At 67.4% G+C, this 16605-nt stretch carries 20 protein-coding genes; 10 read left to right on the top strand and 10 right to left on the bottom strand.

Annotated features, from left to right (window positions below; all coding sequences use genetic code 11):
• Positions 1-2: 2 nt before the first annotated feature.
• Positions 3-695 (top strand): urea ABC transporter ATP-binding subunit UrtE, encoded by a 693-nt coding sequence (gene urtE / locus RVF83_RS23140; RefSeq protein ID WP_005198584.1) that lies wholly within the window; start codon positions 3-5, stop codon positions 693-695.
• 69 nt (positions 696-764) lie between these two features.
• On the opposite strand, the gene RVF83_RS23135 is transcribed toward urtE, so the two are convergent.
• Together RVF83_RS23135 and RVF83_RS23130 are read right to left on the bottom strand one after the other, a co-directional pair.
• The gene (locus RVF83_RS23135; protein ID WP_005198586.1) at positions 765-1982 is read right to left on the bottom strand and encodes an RtcB family protein; all 1218 of its coding nucleotides are present in this window, start codon (positions 1980-1982) and stop codon (positions 765-767) included.
• 110 nt (positions 1983-2092) lie between these two features.
• A complete protein-coding gene (locus RVF83_RS23130) occupies positions 2093-2836 on the bottom strand; it encodes a hypothetical protein (protein WP_005198588.1) in 744 nt (247 codons plus the stop codon).
• 65 nt (positions 2837-2901) lie between these two features.
• On the opposite strand from RVF83_RS23130, the gene RVF83_RS23125 reads away from it, so the two are divergent.
• Entirely contained in the window at positions 2902-3081 is a 180-nt protein-coding gene (locus RVF83_RS23125; protein ID WP_005198590.1) for a hypothetical protein, read from the top strand.
• 67 nt (positions 3082-3148) lie between these two features.
• Complete coding sequence (locus RVF83_RS23120) at positions 3149-3571, top strand: hypothetical protein (RefSeq protein ID WP_005198593.1); 423 nt, start codon at positions 3149-3151, stop codon at positions 3569-3571.
• Positions 3572-3695: 124 nt separating this feature from the next.
• On the opposite strand, the gene RVF83_RS23115 is transcribed toward RVF83_RS23120, so the two are convergent.
• Positions 3696-4031 carry a transglycosylase family protein gene (locus RVF83_RS23115; protein WP_005198594.1) on the bottom strand — a complete coding sequence of 112 codons (336 nt, stop codon included), beginning with the start codon at positions 4029-4031 and terminating at the stop codon, positions 3696-3698.
• Positions 4032-4300: 269 nt separating this feature from the next.
• On the bottom strand, positions 4301-5611 hold the full coding sequence (locus RVF83_RS23110; protein WP_005198596.1) for a cytochrome P450: 1311 nt from the start codon (positions 5609-5611) through the stop codon (positions 4301-4303).
• Positions 5612-5700: 89 nt separating this feature from the next.
• On the opposite strand from RVF83_RS23110, the gene RVF83_RS23105 reads away from it, so the two are divergent.
• Positions 5701-6294 (top strand): TetR/AcrR family transcriptional regulator, encoded by a 594-nt coding sequence (locus RVF83_RS23105; RefSeq protein ID WP_174351885.1) that lies wholly within the window; start codon positions 5701-5703, stop codon positions 6292-6294.
• A gap of 3 nt (positions 6295-6297) precedes the next feature.
• Here RVF83_RS23105 and RVF83_RS23100 read toward each other — a convergent pair whose 3' ends face one another.
• Positions 6298-7383 (bottom strand): NADH:flavin oxidoreductase/NADH oxidase, encoded by a 1086-nt coding sequence (locus RVF83_RS23100; RefSeq protein WP_005198600.1) that lies wholly within the window; start codon positions 7381-7383, stop codon positions 6298-6300.
• A gap of 56 nt (positions 7384-7439) precedes the next feature.
• On the opposite strand from RVF83_RS23100, the gene RVF83_RS23095 reads away from it, so the two are divergent.
• From RVF83_RS23095 to RVF83_RS23080, 4 genes are all read left to right on the top strand, one after another.
• Positions 7440-7958 (top strand): hypothetical protein, encoded by a 519-nt coding sequence (locus RVF83_RS23095; protein WP_039880427.1) that lies wholly within the window; start codon positions 7440-7442, stop codon positions 7956-7958.
• A 21-nt stretch (positions 7959-7979) separates the two neighbouring features.
• On the top strand, positions 7980-8762 hold the full coding sequence (locus tag RVF83_RS23090) for an enoyl-CoA hydratase (RefSeq protein ID WP_005198605.1): 783 nt from the start codon (positions 7980-7982) through the stop codon (positions 8760-8762).
• An 87-nt stretch (positions 8763-8849) separates the two neighbouring features.
• Positions 8850-9149 carry a hypothetical protein gene (locus RVF83_RS23085; RefSeq protein ID WP_005198607.1) on the top strand — a complete coding sequence of 100 codons (300 nt, stop codon included), beginning with the start codon at positions 8850-8852 and terminating at the stop codon, positions 9147-9149.
• 71 nt (positions 9150-9220) lie between these two features.
• Positions 9221-10357: a Rieske 2Fe-2S domain-containing protein gene (locus RVF83_RS23080; RefSeq protein WP_005198609.1), complete on the top strand. Its 1137-nt coding sequence runs from the start codon at positions 9221-9223 to the stop codon at positions 10355-10357.
• A gap of 60 nt (positions 10358-10417) precedes the next feature.
• Here RVF83_RS23080 and RVF83_RS23075 read toward each other — a convergent pair whose 3' ends face one another.
• Positions 10418-11029, bottom strand: a complete 612-nt coding sequence (locus RVF83_RS23075) for a TetR/AcrR family transcriptional regulator (RefSeq protein ID WP_005198611.1) — start codon at positions 11027-11029, stop codon at positions 10418-10420.
• Positions 11030-11137: 108 nt separating this feature from the next.
• On the opposite strand from RVF83_RS23075, the gene RVF83_RS23070 reads away from it, so the two are divergent.
• On the top strand, positions 11138-11890 hold the full coding sequence (locus tag RVF83_RS23070; RefSeq protein WP_005198612.1) for an SDR family NAD(P)-dependent oxidoreductase: 753 nt from the start codon (positions 11138-11140) through the stop codon (positions 11888-11890).
• A gap of 13 nt (positions 11891-11903) precedes the next feature.
• On the opposite strand, the gene RVF83_RS23065 is transcribed toward RVF83_RS23070, so the two are convergent.
• The 4 genes from RVF83_RS23065 to RVF83_RS23050 all read right to left on the bottom strand — a co-directional run bounded on the left by RVF83_RS23065 (position 11904) and on the right by RVF83_RS23050 (position 15876).
• Positions 11904-12656 (bottom strand): IclR family transcriptional regulator, encoded by a 753-nt coding sequence (locus RVF83_RS23065; protein ID WP_005198615.1) that lies wholly within the window; start codon positions 12654-12656, stop codon positions 11904-11906.
• Positions 12657-12914: 258 nt separating this feature from the next.
• A complete protein-coding gene (locus RVF83_RS23060; RefSeq protein WP_005198617.1) occupies positions 12915-13589 on the bottom strand; it encodes an IclR family transcriptional regulator in 675 nt (224 codons plus the stop codon).
• A 170-nt stretch (positions 13590-13759) separates the two neighbouring features.
• Positions 13760-14674 carry a biphenyl-2,3-diol 1,2-dioxygenase gene (gene bphC, locus RVF83_RS23055; RefSeq protein ID WP_005198618.1) on the bottom strand — a complete coding sequence of 305 codons (915 nt, stop codon included), beginning with the start codon at positions 14672-14674 and terminating at the stop codon, positions 13760-13762.
• Between the two features lie 29 nt (positions 14675-14703).
• The gene (locus RVF83_RS23050) at positions 14704-15876 is read right to left on the bottom strand and encodes an acyl-CoA dehydrogenase family protein (protein WP_005198619.1); all 1173 of its coding nucleotides are present in this window, start codon (positions 15874-15876) and stop codon (positions 14704-14706) included.
• A 241-nt stretch (positions 15877-16117) separates the two neighbouring features.
• Between RVF83_RS23050 and RVF83_RS23045 the strand changes: the two genes are divergently transcribed.
• Positions 16118-16603 carry a nuclear transport factor 2 family protein gene (locus RVF83_RS23045; RefSeq protein WP_005198621.1) on the top strand — a complete coding sequence of 162 codons (486 nt, stop codon included), beginning with the start codon at positions 16118-16120 and terminating at the stop codon, positions 16601-16603.
• The last annotated feature ends 2 nt before the right edge of the window (positions 16604-16605 follow it).

Genomic DNA, 16605 nt, shown 5'->3' with positions numbered 1-16605 from the left:
CGATGCTGAAACTCTCCGGGGTGCACGCCGGATACGGCCGCACCGAGGTCATCCACGGCGTCGACATCGAGGTCCCGTCCGACGGGGTGGTCGCGGTGATGGGGCACAACGGCGCCGGCAAGACGACGCTGCTCCGAGCCGCCGTCGGTCTGGTGAAGACCACCAGGGGTTCCATCACGTTCGACGGTGTCGACATCACCAAGGCCCGTCCGAGCGCCCGGGTCAAGCACGGCATCGCCTATGTCCCGCAGGGCCAGCAGAGCTTCGGTCACCTCACCACCGCGGAGAACCTGCAGGTGGTGGCCGATGGCCGCAAGCGCGGCAAAGAACTCATCGCCGAGATGCTGGACATGTTCCCGGCGCTGCAGGAACTGTTGGGCCGGCGCGCGGGCCTGCTGTCGGGTGGTCAGCGTCAGCAGCTCGCGATCGCCCGAGCGCTCATCACCGAACCGCGGATGCTCATCCTCGACGAACCGACCGAGGGCATCCAGCCGTCGGTGGTCGCCGAGATCGAGCAGACCATCACCACCCTCACCCAGCGGGGCGGGCTCGGCGTGCTGCTCGTCGAACAGCACATCGGATTCGCTCTCGAAGCGGCACAACAGTATTACGTGCTCGAGAGTGGCCGGGTCACGTCGTCGGGTGAGGGCGGTGCGGCCGCGGAGGCGACCGTCCGCGAGGCGATGACGATCTAGGCGTCCGCGGCGGTCTGGTTCCGATCGGTCCCCGCGCTCGTGGCGCCGCCCACTCAACCGGCAGTGGGGTCAGACGCCCTTCACGTTGAGCAGCTGGGTCAGCACGGCCTCGACCTCGACCAGATCACGGGCGTCGTCCATGATCTGGTCGATCGGCTTGTAGGCGGCCGGGATCTCGTCGATCCATTCCGCGCCGTGCCGATACTCGATGCCGGTCATCGCCTCGGCGAGATCGTCGAGGGTGAACAGTTTCTTCGCCTTGGACCGCGAGAAACGGCGGCCCGCACCGTGCGGTGCCGAGAACAACCCCGACTCGCTCCCGAGCCCCCGCACCACATACGACTTGGTGCCCATCGACCCCGGGATGAGGCCGTATGTGCCGACACCGGCGTCGATGGCGCCCTTACGGGTGAGCCACACCTGACGGCCCGCGATCTCCACCTTCTCGGTGTAGTTGTGGTGGCAGTTGATCCGCCGGACCTCCACCGGGTCCACGAGCCGCAAAGCGTTGTCGCCCAGCCACTCACCGAACACGGTGACGAACCGGTCCATCATCTCCGCGCGGTTCTCGAAGGCGAACCGTTGCGCCCACCGCAGTTCCCGGATGTAATCCCCGAACTCCGGTGTGCCGGAGGCGAGGTACGCGAGGTCGGGATGCGCCAGCTGGATGTGCCAACGGCGGCACAGCTTCTGGGCGACCTTGATGTGTTTCTGCGCGATCTTGTTTCCGACGCCTCGGCTGCCGGAGTGCAGGAACAACCAGATGCTGCCGGTGCCCTCATCCCCGCTCTGCTCGTCCTCGACCTGTTCGCACAACTCGATGAAGTGATTGCCGCCGCCGAGCGAACCGAGCTGCTCACGCCACTTGGGTGAGTGCGCGAGGTCCACACCCTTCTCCGCGGCAGCGTGCTCCAACTCGACGATCCTGGCCTCGGTATGCGAGTGCAGCACCGTCTTGTTGTAGTTGCCCGGCGACAGCGGGATCGCCTTCTCGATGCGCGCGCGCAGGTCGGCGAGGTCGAAACCGGTGATGTCGGACGTGCGAAGCGACGTCTGCACGCCGATCATCCCGCAGCCGATGTCGACGCCGACCGCGGCCGGTATCACGGCGTCGACGGTCGGGATGACCGTGCCGACCGCGGATCCCTTGCCGGCGTGGGCGTCGGGCATCAGCGCGACGTGCGGATGGATGAACGGCAGTGACGAGATCTCGTGCGCCTGCGTCCGTGTCGTATCGTCGAGTATCGAGGCGAAGCTGAGTACCTTCGGTGCGATCATCTCGGGCATGTGTCCCCCCTGGGCGATGATGTGTGTTGTCGGTGGCGGGCTTGTGGCACGCACCGGCCGGTCAGTTCATCCCATCGGCCCATCAGGTGTCAACGGTATTTCGTTCTGCCCTAAGGCAGATGGACGGCGATCTCCGGCCCCAGGGTGTGCGGGGTGTGGAGGGGGAGGCGGTCGCCGCTCCAGAACCGGCCCGGGTCGAACCAGTTGGAGTCCTTGGTGGTGTCGAGAATCCCCATGTCGCGGTAGGTGATCGCGACGACCTCGGCGCAATACGCCGCCTCGAGGCTCACCGGTTCCGGCGACGAGACGTCGTGCTGCCGTTGCTCACGACGCTCTCGGACCTTGCGGTCGAGGTAGGGAATACCGCGAACAAGATCGGCCGAGTTGGGTACGCGTCCACGGAACCACCGACCGGCCAGGCGCGCGGTGGTCGGGAACGGGGTGCCGTCGAGGCGTGCGATCACCTTGAGCAGCTCGTCCTCCTGCGCCCGGCCGACCTCGGGACTGAGCTGACGAATCCAGCACTCTTGCTCATACCGGACCATCCACTGCTCGACGGCCTCACGCGCATCGTGCAGCTGGACCCCGCGGTGATTCGACCCGGTCCAGACGTCGGTCAGCTTGTCGCCGAGCTCGGCATGCCACAGCAGCGGCGGCAGATCGTCGATGCACACCGCCATCGCAACATGGTTCACCGGCGCATTCGTGAATGTGCGGATGGCGCGGTCGGGGCCGGAACGGCCGCGGAACAGCCAGACGTCGCCGGTGCGGGTGGCCTCGAGCGCGGTGGTCAGCGAGACACCGCCGGACTCTCCGGCGAGGTCGGCGCGCCGCGGTCTTCTGCTGTTGGGCATCCCCGAAGACTAGAGCGTGTGCGTGAAGACGGCCATCGGCGGCGGAGGCGACTTATCCTGCCCCCATGAGGAATCTGTGGAAGTGGCTGGGCCTCGCCGGTGCTGTCGGTGTGACGACCGGCGGAGTGCTGATCGCACGGGACCAGCGCCAGCGCAACGCCTACTCGGCCGACGATGTCCGCGAGCGGCTGCACCAGCGGCTGGCGGAGGCCGATGCTGCTGGTGGCGGAGACCAACGATCCTGAGGACACTGGTGGGAAAGGTCGGCCCCCACGGCCGACCGGGCACGCCGAACCACAGATAGGGAACACCATGAGCGACAACAGCGGATTCGGCAGCGGGCCGTTCAACTTCGGCCCCGAGGACTTCGACCGCTTCGCACGCGAGGCAGGCGAGGGGCTGCGCGACGTGTTCGGCAAACTCTTCGAGGGGCAGGCGGCGCCGGGAGCGTTCTCCATGTTCTTCGACGAGGCGGGCCGGGGTCGCACGCGGACGCAGCCGCGGCCGGAGACGGCCGGGGAGACCGGGTCGGGGGTTTGGGCGGTGTTCGTCGTCGACGAGGACGGCGGGGCCCGGGTCGAACAGGTCTATGCCACCGAGCTCGACGCGCTGCGCGCCAACAAGAACAACACCGATCCGCGTCGAAAGGTGCGGTTCCTGCCGTACGGCATCGCGGTCAGCGCACTCGACGAGGCGCTCGACGGCGAGCCCGGGGAGGACGGGAAGACCGACTGAAGGACTTCGCCGGAAACGGATGAGGCCGGTGGGTCCGAATGGACTCACCGGCCTCATGCCGTGCGAAGCACTCATCGATGCTTCTGGTGATGCAGTCAGGGCGCCTCACGCGCCGACGCTGCGATCAGAGATTCGCGCCGCAGACCGGCCACGCACCGGGGCCCTGGGTCGCCAGGACGTTCTCCGCAACGCGGATCTGCTCCTCGCGCGAGGCGTTCGCCGGGTTACCCGAGCCGCCGTTGGCCTCCCAGGTGCTCTGCGAGAACTGGAGGCCGCCGTAGTAGCCGTTACCGGTGTTGATGCTCCAGTCGCCACCGCTCTCGCACTGGGCGACAGCGTCCCAGTTGCCGGAGTCGGCCGAGGCGGTGGCCGCCATCATGCCGAACGGGGCTGCGGTGAGGGCGCCGACGAATGCGGCGCGAGCGACGAGCTTGGTCACGTTGTTCTTGGTCATACGCATGGTCTTCCTCCTGATCACCACCCGGGGTTGGCAAGGTGGTTGATTTCGGACGTGGCCGACCCTACGGCTCGATAACGGTCAGGTCACGTCAGGGTCGTGACCTGCAGAATCTCGGTAACGCATGGATAACGCCGTTAGCTTTGGGACAAAAGTCCAGCGCATCGCGGCATTCGGGGAACGAATCCGAACACGCGTGTTCGGACGTGTTCGATGACGAAGGTCACACCGTGGAAGTGGTGTGGACCACTTGCTCGCGGGGCCTCGGAAGACTATCGGCGCCGTCGGACGGCGATGCGTCCACCGCGAGCGGGCGCGTAAGCGACGCCTCGGGAGAACCAGCGTTCGGCGCGTGCGTCGGTGGGGAGTAGTTCGAAGTCGCCGAGGATCGTCCGCAGCGCCACGTCCATCTCCATCGTCGCGAACGCGGCGCCGATGCAGCGTCGTGTCCCGCCGCCGAACGGTAGCCACGCCGGCGACGGCGCGCTGCCCAGGAAGCGGGTCGGATCGAACCGCTCAGGATCGGTGAACTCGCGGCTGTCGTCGTGGAGCAGAGCGATGGAGACCATGACGTTGTATCCGCGAGGTATGCGCCATTCGCCGAGTTCGAGTTGGTCGGCGACGACGTGGCGGGCGGCGAAGTCGATGACCGGGCGGTTGCGCTGGGTCTCGAGGATGGTCGCGTGCCGGTACTCGGTGCCGCCTTCGTCGACCTCGGCGACGAGTCGTCCCAGGACTTCAGGGTGGCGACGCAGGCGCTCGAACGCCCAGGCGAGCGTCGTTCCGGTCGTCTCGTGTCCGGCGGCGAGCATGGTCATCAGCTCGTCGCCGATCTCGTCGTCGCCCATCGACGTGCCGTCGTCGTAGCGGCTGCGCAACATCAGGGCGAGGATGTCGTCGCGTTCCTCGAGTCGGGGGTCGTTGCGTGACCTGGTGATCAGGTCGCCGAGGAGTGCCTTGCCTTCCGCGCGCATGCGCTCGTACCGATGGTTGGGGTCGACGGCGCGCAGCACGCGGGGCAGGTTGGGGACGGTTGCGGCGCGGGAGCCGACGGTGACCATCGGCGGGATGATGCGCCGCAGGTTCTCCAGGTCGTCGCCGACGGCGCCGAACACCGCGCGGAGGATCACGTTGAGGGTGATCCGCATCATCGGCTCCATCGAGGCGAACTCGGTCTCGACGGGCCATGTCGAGGCCTCGGCCCGGACCTCCTCCTCCACGATCTGCTCGTAGGTCTTCATCCGCTTGCCGTGCAGCGGTGGCGTCAGCAGCTTCCGGCGTGCCCGGTGCTCCCGGCCCTCGAGGGAGAAGATCGAACCGGCACCGAGGATGCGGCCCAAGTTTGGTTGAACGTTGACGACCTTGTCCCCGGCGGTGAACAGCTCTCGTGCGAGCGCGGCGTCGGAGATCACCACCGCTTGCCCGAACACGGGGAGGTCCACGGTGAAGGCCGATCCGTGTCGGTCGTGGAGGCGGCCGAAGAACAGTCGTCTCGAGGCGATCGCCGCCAGTCCCTGCACCGCCGAGGGCAGCCGCGTGGCGGGCGGAAGGTGCGCGTCACTGCGCAGGACGGATGTACTCATCGGCTCGAGGCCTCCCGGGTTTGGTACGTCGGCGTACCAGCGACGGTACGCGTGGGTACCGGGGAGGGCAAGAGGCATATGCTCGCTACGTGGAACTGTGGCCCGACGGTGCGACGTCGACGAGGGAGCGACTCCTCGCGGCGATGCTCGAGTGCATCACCGAATCCGGTTACCGCGAGACCACCATCGCCGACGTCGTGCGCGTGGCCCAGACGTCGCGACGCACCTTCTATCAGCAGTTCGCCGACAAGCAGGACTGCTTTTTCGAGCTGCTGCGGGAGACCAACCGGTTCATGATCGCCCGGATCGCGGCGGGCGTGGACCCCGAGGGGAGCCCGGAAGAGCAGGTGCGACAAGCGGTCACGGCCTACGCCACCACCAGCGACCGATATCCGGGGCTCATGCTCTCGTGGATTCGCGAACTACCCGCGCTCGGCGGGGCCGCTGCGCAGGTGAAGAACGAGGCGATGGATGACTGGGTCGACCTCTTCGTCGGACTCACCTCCACGCCCACGCTGGCTGCGGCCGGGGTGAAGCCGATCAGCCGGCAGCGCGCGGTGTTCCTGTGGGGCGGGGTGCGCGAACTGACGGCGAGTGCCGTCGAATCCGGATCACCGTTGAGCGAGATCATCGAACCGGCGACGGCCGCTTGTTTCGCGCTCATGGGGCCCGTCCAGAGCTGACGATCAGCGCCAGGCACCCCGCAGATATTGCGGCGGGTAGGGCGCTTCGTCGGGCGAGAGGCCGAGTTCGTGGGCGGCCCGCTGGGGCCACGAGGGCTCGCGCAGTGCGACCCGACCGAAGAGAACCGCGGTGATGTCATCGTCACCGGCGATCTTCTCGGCCTGGTCGGGCTCGACGATGAGTCCGACCGTCGCGGTCGGGACACCGGAATCCCGGTGGATGGAGCGGGCCAGGTCGACCTGGTAGCCGGGGCCGACCGGGATGTCGGCGAGTACGTTGCCGCCCGAGGAGACGTCGATGAGGTCGACGCCGCGGGCGCCGAGGATCTCGGCGAGCCGGGCGGATTCGGCGACATCCCAGCCGCCGTCGCGCCATTCCGTGCCGGAGACACGGATGAACAGCGGCTTCGACTCGGGCCATACGGCCCGCACGGCCTCCACGACCTCGAGCACGATGCGGGTGCGGCCGGCGAAGTCGCCGCCGTACGCGTCGGTGCGGGTGTTGGAGAACGGCGACAGGAACTGGTGCAGCAGATATCCGTGCGCTGCGTGGATCTCGACCACGTCGAAACCGGCCTCGTCGGCACGGCGAGCGGCCTGGGCGAAGGCGTCGACGACCTCGGCGATCTGCTCGGTCGTCAGTGCAACCGGCTCGGCATACCCCTCGAAAGGCACGTCAGACGGTCCGACGGTCGTCCAGCCCCCGTCGTCGAGGGGGATGCTGCCGGACCTTTCGTCGAACGGCGAGTACGTCGAGGCCTTACGGCCCGCGTGGGCGATCTGGGTGCCGATGGTCGCACCCTGCGAGTGCACGAAGTCGACGATCCGTGTCCAGGCCTGCGCCTGCTCGTCGTTCCACAGCCCGGCGTCCTGGGGGCTGATGCGGCCCTCGGGGACGACCGCGACGGCCTCGGTGAGGATCAGGCCGAAGCCGCCGGTGGCGCGGGCGCCGAGATGGGCGAGATGCCAATCCGTCGGTATTCCGTCGCGGGCGAAGCAGCTGTACTGGCACATCGGCGCGAGCCAAATCCGGTTGGGGATCTCGGCATCGCGGAGCGTGATCGGTTCGAAGAGCGCGGTACTGGTCACGAATAGGGTCAACGGCCTCGGCTCCGGGCTATTCCCCGGGCGGTAGGTTGAGATCCATGACGCAGCCACCGCGAAGTCCGCGCCGCGTGCTCCTACCCCTGGCGGTGGTCGTGTTCGCCGCGGTGTGGATCGGGGTCGCCGTGGTCGGTTCCGACGAACTCGCCGGCCACATCGGCATGGACGGGGAGGTCACCCGCTGGGACTCGAAGTGGGGGCTCCTGAGCGGTCTCGGTCTCGTCGCGGTGCTGATCGCGGTGATCTTCGGTGGCGCCGAACGGATTCTGTCGCGCCTCCCGGCCCGCGCGGTCAACTTCCCGAGCCGGCGGCGCAAGGAGTATTGGATGGCGCCGGCGAACCGCGAGGAGTTCAACCGTCGGATGGGTGACGACCTGTCGTTGATGGGCGGCGCGACGCTGTTGATGATGGCCTGGCTCCTCGCGGCGTCGGCGATCATCGGCAGCGGCGACAGCGCGTCGTGGACCTTGGCGATACCGGTCCTGATCTACCTGGTGGCCGTGCTCGGTTACACCGTCTACATCAGCGTCGGTCCGCGGTACGCGATCCCCGGCGTTTGACACGAAAGAAGGAGCCCGACGATGAGCGAGACGACAGATGCGGTGTCGATTGAGGTCGACGCGCCGCTCGGGGTGATCACCCTGCGCGCGGCTCGGCGCCGGAACCCGTTGTCCACCACCACGATGAAGGCTGTTACGGCCGCACTCCGCCGATTCGACGAGGACTCGGGCGTGCGGGTCATCGTGATCCGGGCGGAAGGTCCGGCCTTCTCGGCCGGGCACGACCTCGGGGAACTCGTCGACCGCACCCTCGACGACGAACGCGCCGTCTTCGACACCTGCGCCGAGCTGATGCGAACCGTCCACGAGGTGCGCCAGCCGGTGATCGCGGAGGTCGCGGGCATGGCCTTCGCTGCCGGATGCCAGCTGGTCGCGACCTGTGATCTCGCCGTCGCCGGGCGCAGCGCGACGTTCTCGACCCCCGGCGTACGGATCGGCCTGTTCTGCTCGACGCCGATGGTCGCGCTGACACGCGCCGTCGGCCGCAAACGTGCCATGCACATGCTGCTGACCGGGGAGGCGATCGACGCCGAGACGGCCGCCGACTGGGGGCTGCTCAGCGGCGTGGTAGACGATGCCGAACTGGCCACGACGGTCCGGGAACTGGCTCTGCACATCGCCGGCTCAAGTGCCCGGACGGTGTCGATCGGTAAGCAGGCCTTCTACAAGCAGATCGAGCTCGACGAGGCGTCGGCCTATGTGGAGATGTCGGAGACGATGGCGAGCAACGCGATGACCTGCGATGCGCAGGAGGGGATGTCGGCGTTCCTCGCCAAGCGCGCACCGGTGTGGAGCGACAGCTGACGGAGCTGTTCCGCTGAGCTGAAATCGTGTGGTGGCCGCCACACCCCGGTTCCTAGTCTTTCCTCATCCGAGGAAGGGAATGGACCAATGCAGCCGCTCGTCTGTCAGACCTGCGACGCCCGCGTGTCAGTCGCGAAATACAGTCCTGCTCACACCAGCATCCAGTGGACCGCCGAGGCCAAGCAGTTCTGCCATGAGATGGCGTCTGCCTCCGCTGTGGGGAACGGCAACTGCGGTTACGTTCTCCGTTGTGCGGCACTGGATCGCAGCATCGACGAGGCGGTGACGCGCGGGGACGTGCCGATGTCGACGAGGTCGGAGCCCCGCGTCCGACCGCTGTCCGCGGGCGACGTCGTCGCCGAGACCCCTGCGGCCGTGCCGTCCTAGCCGCCCCTGCGAGCGCGACGCCTTCTCATCTCAGCCTGTCAGTTCAGCCCCCTACACCCATTGGAGAGACCATGACCGTCGAACAGGAACGAATCGAGATCCGCAGCATCGACACCGGCACAAATCCGACGCGTTTCGCGCGCGGATGGCACTGCATCGGGTTGGCGAAGGATTTCCGGGACGGAAAGCCTCATCAGGTCCAGGTCTTCGGGACCGATCTGGTCGTCTTCGCCGACTCGAAGGGCGAGCTCCATGTCCTCGACGCGTTCTGCCGCCACATGGGCGGCAACCTCGCCCGCGGTGAGATCAAGGGCGACACGATCGCTTGCCCCTTCCACGACTGGCGGTGGAACGGCAAGGGCCGCTGCGAATCCGTGCCGTACGCGCACCGGACGCCCAAGGTCGCCCGCACGAAGGCGTGGACGACCATGGAGCGCAACGGCGTTCTGTTGGTGTGGCATTGTCCGCAGGGAACCGAACCCACCCCGGAACTCGCGATCCCGGAGATCGAGGGCTACGAGGACGGCGAGTGGAGCGACTGGACCTGGACGACGATCCACGTCGAGGGTTCGCACTGCCGGGAGATCGTGGATAACGTCGTCGACATGGCGCACTTCTTCTATGTGCATTACCAGATGCCGGAGTTTTTCAAGAACGTGTTCGACGGGCACATCGCCGGCCAGCACATGCGCTCGTACGGACGCGACGACATCAAGACCGGCGTGCAGATGGATCTGCCGGAGGCGCAGACCATCTCGGATGCGTTCTACTATGGCCCGTCCTTCATGTTGGACACCATCTACACCGTCGCCGACGGCACCACCGTCGAGTCCAAGCTGATCAACTGCCACTACCCGGTCACCACGAACTCGTTTGTCCTGCAGTTCGGCACCATCGTGAAGAAGATCGAGGGCATGTCCGATGAGCAGGCCGCCGAGATGGCGACGATGTTCACCGACGGTCTCGAGGAGCAGTTCGCGCAGGATATCGAGATCTGGAAGTACAAGTCGCGCATCGAGAACCCGCTGCTGACCGAAGAGGACGGGCCGGTCTACCAGTTGCGCCGCTGGTACAGCCAGTTCTACGTCGACGTCGAGGACGTCACACCGGACATGACCCAGCGCTTCGAGTTCGAGGTCGACACCAGCCGTGCCCTGCAGAACTGGCACAAGGAAGTCGAAGAGAACCTGGCTGCTCCCAAGGAATGACAGTCTTCCCCTCGGCCCGATCTGGACAAGGTCGGGCTGAGGTGTTACGCGGTTTCACCGCTACGGGCCGGGATGTCCCGTCACGCTCGCGGTCGGGTTGCGCATACCGCTCACGAAGACCGAGATGATGGTGCGTGCCAGGTCCGCCAGGGTGTTCTCCGGCGTCGGGCGGAACCATCGCGACGCGTGCCAGACGGCGTCGTAGATCAACTCTTGGAAGACCTTCGGGTCGATGTCGGTGCGGAACTCGCCCGCGTCGACCCCCTCCGCGATCGCCTCCCGCCAGGCGATCTCCATCAGGTCCGCGGTCGCCGTCATGTCGGCCTCCACGACCCGCTCCCGCATGTAATCGCCTTCGCGCCGCCAGATGGAGGTGGCGCCGTCGTACTGCTCGCTGGTCTCCAGCGCGATCTGGGCGAGTGCCACCAACCGCTCGACGGGCGCGAGACGGCGTGCCAGCACCTCCGCGCATCGACCCGACAGGTCGAGGATGTACTCCCGCATGATCTCGGTGACGATGGCTTCCTTGGACGGGAAGTAGTGGTACAGCGCGCCCGAATGCACCCCCACCGCATCCGCGATCTCCCGGATCGTGGTGGCGGAGACGCCTTTACGCGCGAAGATCACCGCCGAGCGGTCGAGTATCAGCTTCCTGCGTTGCTGCGGATCCACGAATCCCCACCCCTGTCAGCGTTCGGGCACCGTCCGTGCCGTGCACGGAGATTGTGCCACATTCATTGATCAAGTGATCAATGAACCGTCTCGGAATGAGGAGTACACATGGTTCTCGATGATCGCGTTGCGCTCGTGACCGGCGCAGGCCAGGGTATCGGCCGGGGGATCGCCCTCGCACTGGCCGCCGCAGGTGCGACAGTGGCCGTGGCCGGTCGTACGCCGGGCACGATCGAGTCGGTGGCCGCCGAGATCGTCGCCCGCGGCGGCCGCGGCGCAGCGTTCACCTGTGACGTCACCGACGAGGCCGCGGTCTCTGCGCTGGTGGCCGCGGTGGCCGCGGAGTTCGGCGGCATCGACGTGCTGGTCAACAACGCGCAGACGCCGGCGCCCGGAACTCTCCTCGAGATCGATGAGGCCACCTACCGGGCCGCCCTCGACTCGGGCCCGACCGCCACCTGGCGGTTGATGCGTGACTGCCACCGGTATCTCTGCGGGGGCGGCGCGGTCGTCAATCTCGGCTCGGCGGCAGGTATCCGGTGGAATCCGTCCGGTACCGGCGCCTATGCGGCGGCGAAAGAGGCGGTGCGAGTGCTGACCCGAACTGCGGCCTGCGAATGGGCGGCCGATGGTATCCGGGTCAATGCGATTCTCTCGCTGGCGAACTCGCAGACGATGGAACAGTGGGCGCAATTCGATCCGGACGGCGCCGCTGAATACCTGCAGACGGTGCCGCTGGGGCGTCTCGGTGATCCGGAGACCGACATCGGCCCGGCCGTGGTGTTCCTCTGCAGTGACGCCGCCCGGTACATCACCGGCCACACACTCGCCGTCGACGGCGGTCAGGCGCTGGTTCGCTGAGACCGGCGTCGGGTCAGCCTGCGCGCCGGACGGAACCGTTGTCGGACAGGGCCTGCCAGATCGCGTTCGCCGTCGCCCGGACGGGGGTGGCCAGCAGTGCGCCGTCGACCGTCTCGGCCGGGCCGGTGACCGCGATCGCGCCGGCGCAGCTGCGCAGGTCGCCGATGGGTGCGGCCACACATGCCACGCCGAGGGCGGCCTCGTCCCGTTCGTAGGCCGTTCGGCGTTGACGTACGACGGCCATCTCGCTTCGCCGACGCGCCTCCTCGGCCGCCGAGGTCAGCACCTCGACCGTCGGCCTTCGAGGAGCAGAACCGTTGTCGCAGAAGGCGAGCAGCGCCTTTCCCAGTGCCGTGCGTCCGGCGGGCTGGAGGCCCCCGATGCGCGTCGGCAGGGCGATGGGGCCATATCCGACCTTGTCCAGGATTCGGACGTCGTTGCCCTCGAGCACGCCGAGGTGGACGACGAGTCCGGTGGTCGCATACAGCTCGTTCAGGAACGGATGCGCGATCTCCTGGAGTCCTGAGCGCCGTCGGGCCAGCGCGCCCCACTCGAACAGTGACCGTCCGAGCGTGTAGGTCTGCCCGTGCCGTTCGACCCACCCCAGTTCGACGAGCTGGGAGAGGAGTCGATGAGCCGACGATCGGGGGAGGCTCGTGCGATTCGACAGTTGCGAGAGCGTCAGGTCGCCGCCATCGCGGAACTCCTCGAGCAGGACCGCCGCTCGGTCGATGACGGCGGGGGAGAAATCGTCACTGTTGCGCATGTGAACCTCCAGCGGAGCAGGCCGGGCTGTGGCCTGTGGGCGCTCGGTGGGGGCGCCCGGGGACTGTCAGTGGCTGATCGATCCTATTGATCAAGCGATCAATCAATACGGAAAAGATAGCAGGAGTGTGACGTGGGTCAAAGCTGATTGGGCGAAATCGTCGAATCACAGCCGCGATGCGTGGTGACTCGGATGGTGAACTGCGGCAGCACAACCGCCCGGCGGCCTGATGGGCTGTCGGGCTCGGCGGGGCGTCCGCTAGGAGAGCGAGTGCACCACGGCGCGCACGCCGCGGCGGAGTTCCTCGTCGGCGCTCGGATGCATGCGGGCGGTCGGGAAGGTCAGCGAGATCACCGCGACGCCTGGGGTGAGGTGATCCGTCGCGGCCCGGCCGGGTACGTCGAATGTCGCTGCGAGACAGCGGATGTGTTCGCCGCCGGCGAGGGCGCGTTGGGTGTCGTGGAACTGTGTCGGACCGCCGGCCTCATGCCGGGCCAGGGCGGCTCCCTCGATTGTCTCGTGCAGGCCACGACGCTGGCCCACGCGCGTGTCCAGGCTGGCGGCCGCCCACCGTCCGCCGATCTTCTCCAGGATCAGGACGTCCTCGTCTACGGCGACGGCCACGTGAACCGCGCCCCGCGTCCGACGGTAGAGCTGGTAGGCGACGGGCTGCGCGGCCTGGTGGACACGGTCGTGTACCTGGGCGATCGAGCCGAGCTCGGCCATCTTGGGGCCGAGCAGATACGTCGTGCCCTCGCGGCGGATCCAGCCCACGGCGACCAGTTGCGTCAGCATTCGATGCGTGGTCGAGCGCGGGAAGCCGGTGCGGTCGGCGAGTTCCGTCAGCGTGAGGCCGTCGCGATGACGGAACGGCTCGAGCAGGAGGAGTGCGCGTCCGAGGACGGAGGGGGGCTGGCCGACTGAGGTGGTCACGGTGTCTCCAACTACCAGCGCAGGCGGGGGATCCTCGCTGATTGATTGATCAATCATTCAATCCGATGCTAGCTCGCGCAGCGCGCTCTGGGAAGTGGATCGGGGACAAGACGAGAGGAGCACCGCGACGACGTGTCGCGGTGCTCCTTTGCGTGAGTGGTCGCCGGTGCTCAGCCCTCGCCGACGGGGATGAACGCCTTCAGTGGTTCCGAGCCGCTCTGATCGTGACCCCAGTAGGCGTCGGCGGTGATCTCCTCGGAGGTGTAATGCCGCTCGTCGACGAGCATTCCCTCCGTGCCGAACTCCAGGTCCCAGCCGCCGGGCGCCCGGACGTAGAACGAGATCATCTTGTCGTTGGTGTGCCGGCCCAGCGTCGACGAGATCGAGAACTTCTGCTTGTTCACCCGGTCGAGTGCCTGACCGACCGCGTCGAGGGTGTCCACCTCGGTCATCAGGTGCACCAGGCCGGGCTCCTCGGTCGGCGGGGCCGGGCACAGCGCCAGGCTGTGGTGCCGCTCGTTGATGCCGAGGAAACGAACCCGTGCCAGGCCCTCTTCGTCGAGTCGGATGGAACCGCGCGGCAGGAAGCCGAGCACCTGGGTGTAGAAGTCGTACGACTCGGCGAACTGGGCGCTCGGGAGAACCACGTGACCCAGTCCCAGGCCGCCGGTGACCCAGCGTCCGCCGAAGGGCGTCACGACGGGGCTGTGATCGAGCACCGGACCGTAGAAGACCTCGAGCCGCGTTCCGGCCGGATCGTCGAAGGCGATGGCGCCCTCGGCGTCGATGTAGCCGGCCTCCTTGCGGGACATCACTGTGACGGCGACGCCCGCGGCCTCCACTGCCTGACGGACGCGTTCGAGTGCGAACTCGTCACGCACCTCCCAGCCGACGGCCAGTGCCTTGTCGGAGTCGCCGGGCAGCACGGCGATCCGCGAGCGACGCTCGTCGATCCGCGCATACAGCGCATCGGCTTCGGGGCCGCTGCCCACGGCCATGCCCAGGCCGTCGATCAGCAGCTCGCGCCAGCGCGCGACATCGGTGCTCTGGACTCGCAGGAAGCCGAGTCCGCGTAGTTCTGTCATCGTTGTCATCCTCGAGAAGTGTTGTGGGGTCAGATCATCGCGCGGTAGGCACCCTGCGGGTCGCCACCGAGCTGGGTCAGTGCGGCCGAGTGGTAGATCAGTCCGGGGACATGGATCGCGTGGGTCAGGCCGACGTGCGCATCACGCCAGAAGCGCTGCATCGGGGTCTTGAGATGAGCCGCTGCGCCGCCGGCGCGGGCGAAGATCTCGTCCATCGCCCGGGTGGCGCGCCACGCGGCCGACACCTGGGTCCGGCGCCCCTCGGCACGCTCGGCAAAGGTGATCTCCACGCCCTTGTCGGTCTTGTCCCAGAACCGGTCGACCATCTCCAGCAGGGAGACCCGCGAGGCGGAGATCTCCGCTGCGGCCTCGCTGATGGCGAACAGGACGTAGGGGTCCTCCTTGATCGGGATGCCGCTGACCTGGACGCGCTCCTTCTGTGCTGCGACGTAGCAGGCGAGTGCGCCCTCGGTCATGCCGATCAGTGCGGAGGTGATGCCCAGCGGGAAGATGTAGGAGAACGGGAACTTGTAGAGGGTCTCGTCACGTCCGGCGTGCTTCCAGCCCTCGCCGCTCAGGACGATCTCCGCATCGATGGTGCGGTAGGTGGGGATGAAGGCGTCCTTGACGATCAGGTCCTTGGAGCCGGTGCCGCGGAGTCCCACGACATTCCAGCTGTCGGCGTCGATCTCGTAGTCCGAACGCGGCAGCACGACGTGGAGGATCTGACCGGTGCGGTTGCCGTCCTTGTCGCCCACCGCGGCCCCGATCATGACCCAGCCGCAGTGGTCGGTGCCCGAGGAGAAGGACCAGCGACCGTTCAGGACGTAGCCGCCGTCGGTCGGCACGGCCACACCCATCGGTGCGTACGGGGAGGCCATCCACATGTCGTTGTCGGCGCCCCAGATCTCGTTCTGTGCCGTGTCGTCGAAGGCGGCGAGTGCCCACGGGTGGACTCCGACGATGCCGGCGACCCAGCCGGTCGCGCCGTCGAGCGCCGCGGTGGCCATGACGGTCTCGGCGAACTCGCGAGGGTGGGATTCGAAGCCGCCGTACTCCTTTGGCTGCAGCATTCGGATGACCCCCGAGTCGCGCAGGCTCTTCGCCGACGCATCGGTCAGACGCATCAGCGTCTCGCCCTCGGCGGCATCCGCGCGGATCTCGTCCGCGTGCTGCATGATTCTGTCCAATACCTGGCCCATGATGTGACTCTTTCTTCGGGACGGCCTCGAGACGGCCGGGGACTTCCGTGTTCTTCCGAACGCACCCGCCTGGTCGGTGCAGGTGTGATGCGTCCTACATTCGCAGTGAGCGTGGCCTCGGCGCACGGGAGTTTCAGTTGAACGGGACAGCGGTGGTGGCCTCGGCCGGCGGATCGGTAGGAAAGTGGCTGGACGGCCGCCGCTTCCGACACCACAGGTCGTCCCGGAGAAGGGATTGCAGATGACAGACATCCAGGAGCAGCTCGACGCTCTGCTCGACCGTGTTCGGGTCCTCGAGGACCGAGCCGCCATCGGTGAAGTGCTGACGGCCTATGGCCCGGCCGTCGACGCGGGCGATGCCGAGGCCGTGGGAAGGCTGTGGGCACCGGATGCCGTGTACGACCTCGACATCGGCGTGATGAACGGGCGGGCGGCGATCACCGAGATGGTGCGGACCTCGCCCCACCAGGACTACATCCACGGCGGATGCGGACATCTGTTGGACCCCATCAACATCCGCCTCGACGGTGACACCGCGGTGGCGACCTGCCACTCCCTGCTCGTGCGCCGCAACACAGACGAGGACTCGTTCCGGGTGTGGCGTGCGAGCGCCAATCGTTTCGAGCTGGCGCGCATCGACGGGCAGTGGAAGATCACGCGTCGCACCGCTCGGCTGCTCGACGGCAGTGCCGACGCGCGCGAACTGCTCGGGCGCGCGTCGGACTGAAC

It is taken from the genome of Gordonia rubripertincta (assembly GCF_038024875.1).
GTDB classification, from domain to species: Bacteria; Actinomycetota; Actinomycetes; order Mycobacteriales; family Mycobacteriaceae; genus Gordonia; species Gordonia rubripertincta.
Note: the sequence above shows the minus strand (reverse complement) of the source record. Positions and strands in the feature narration are given on the sequence as shown.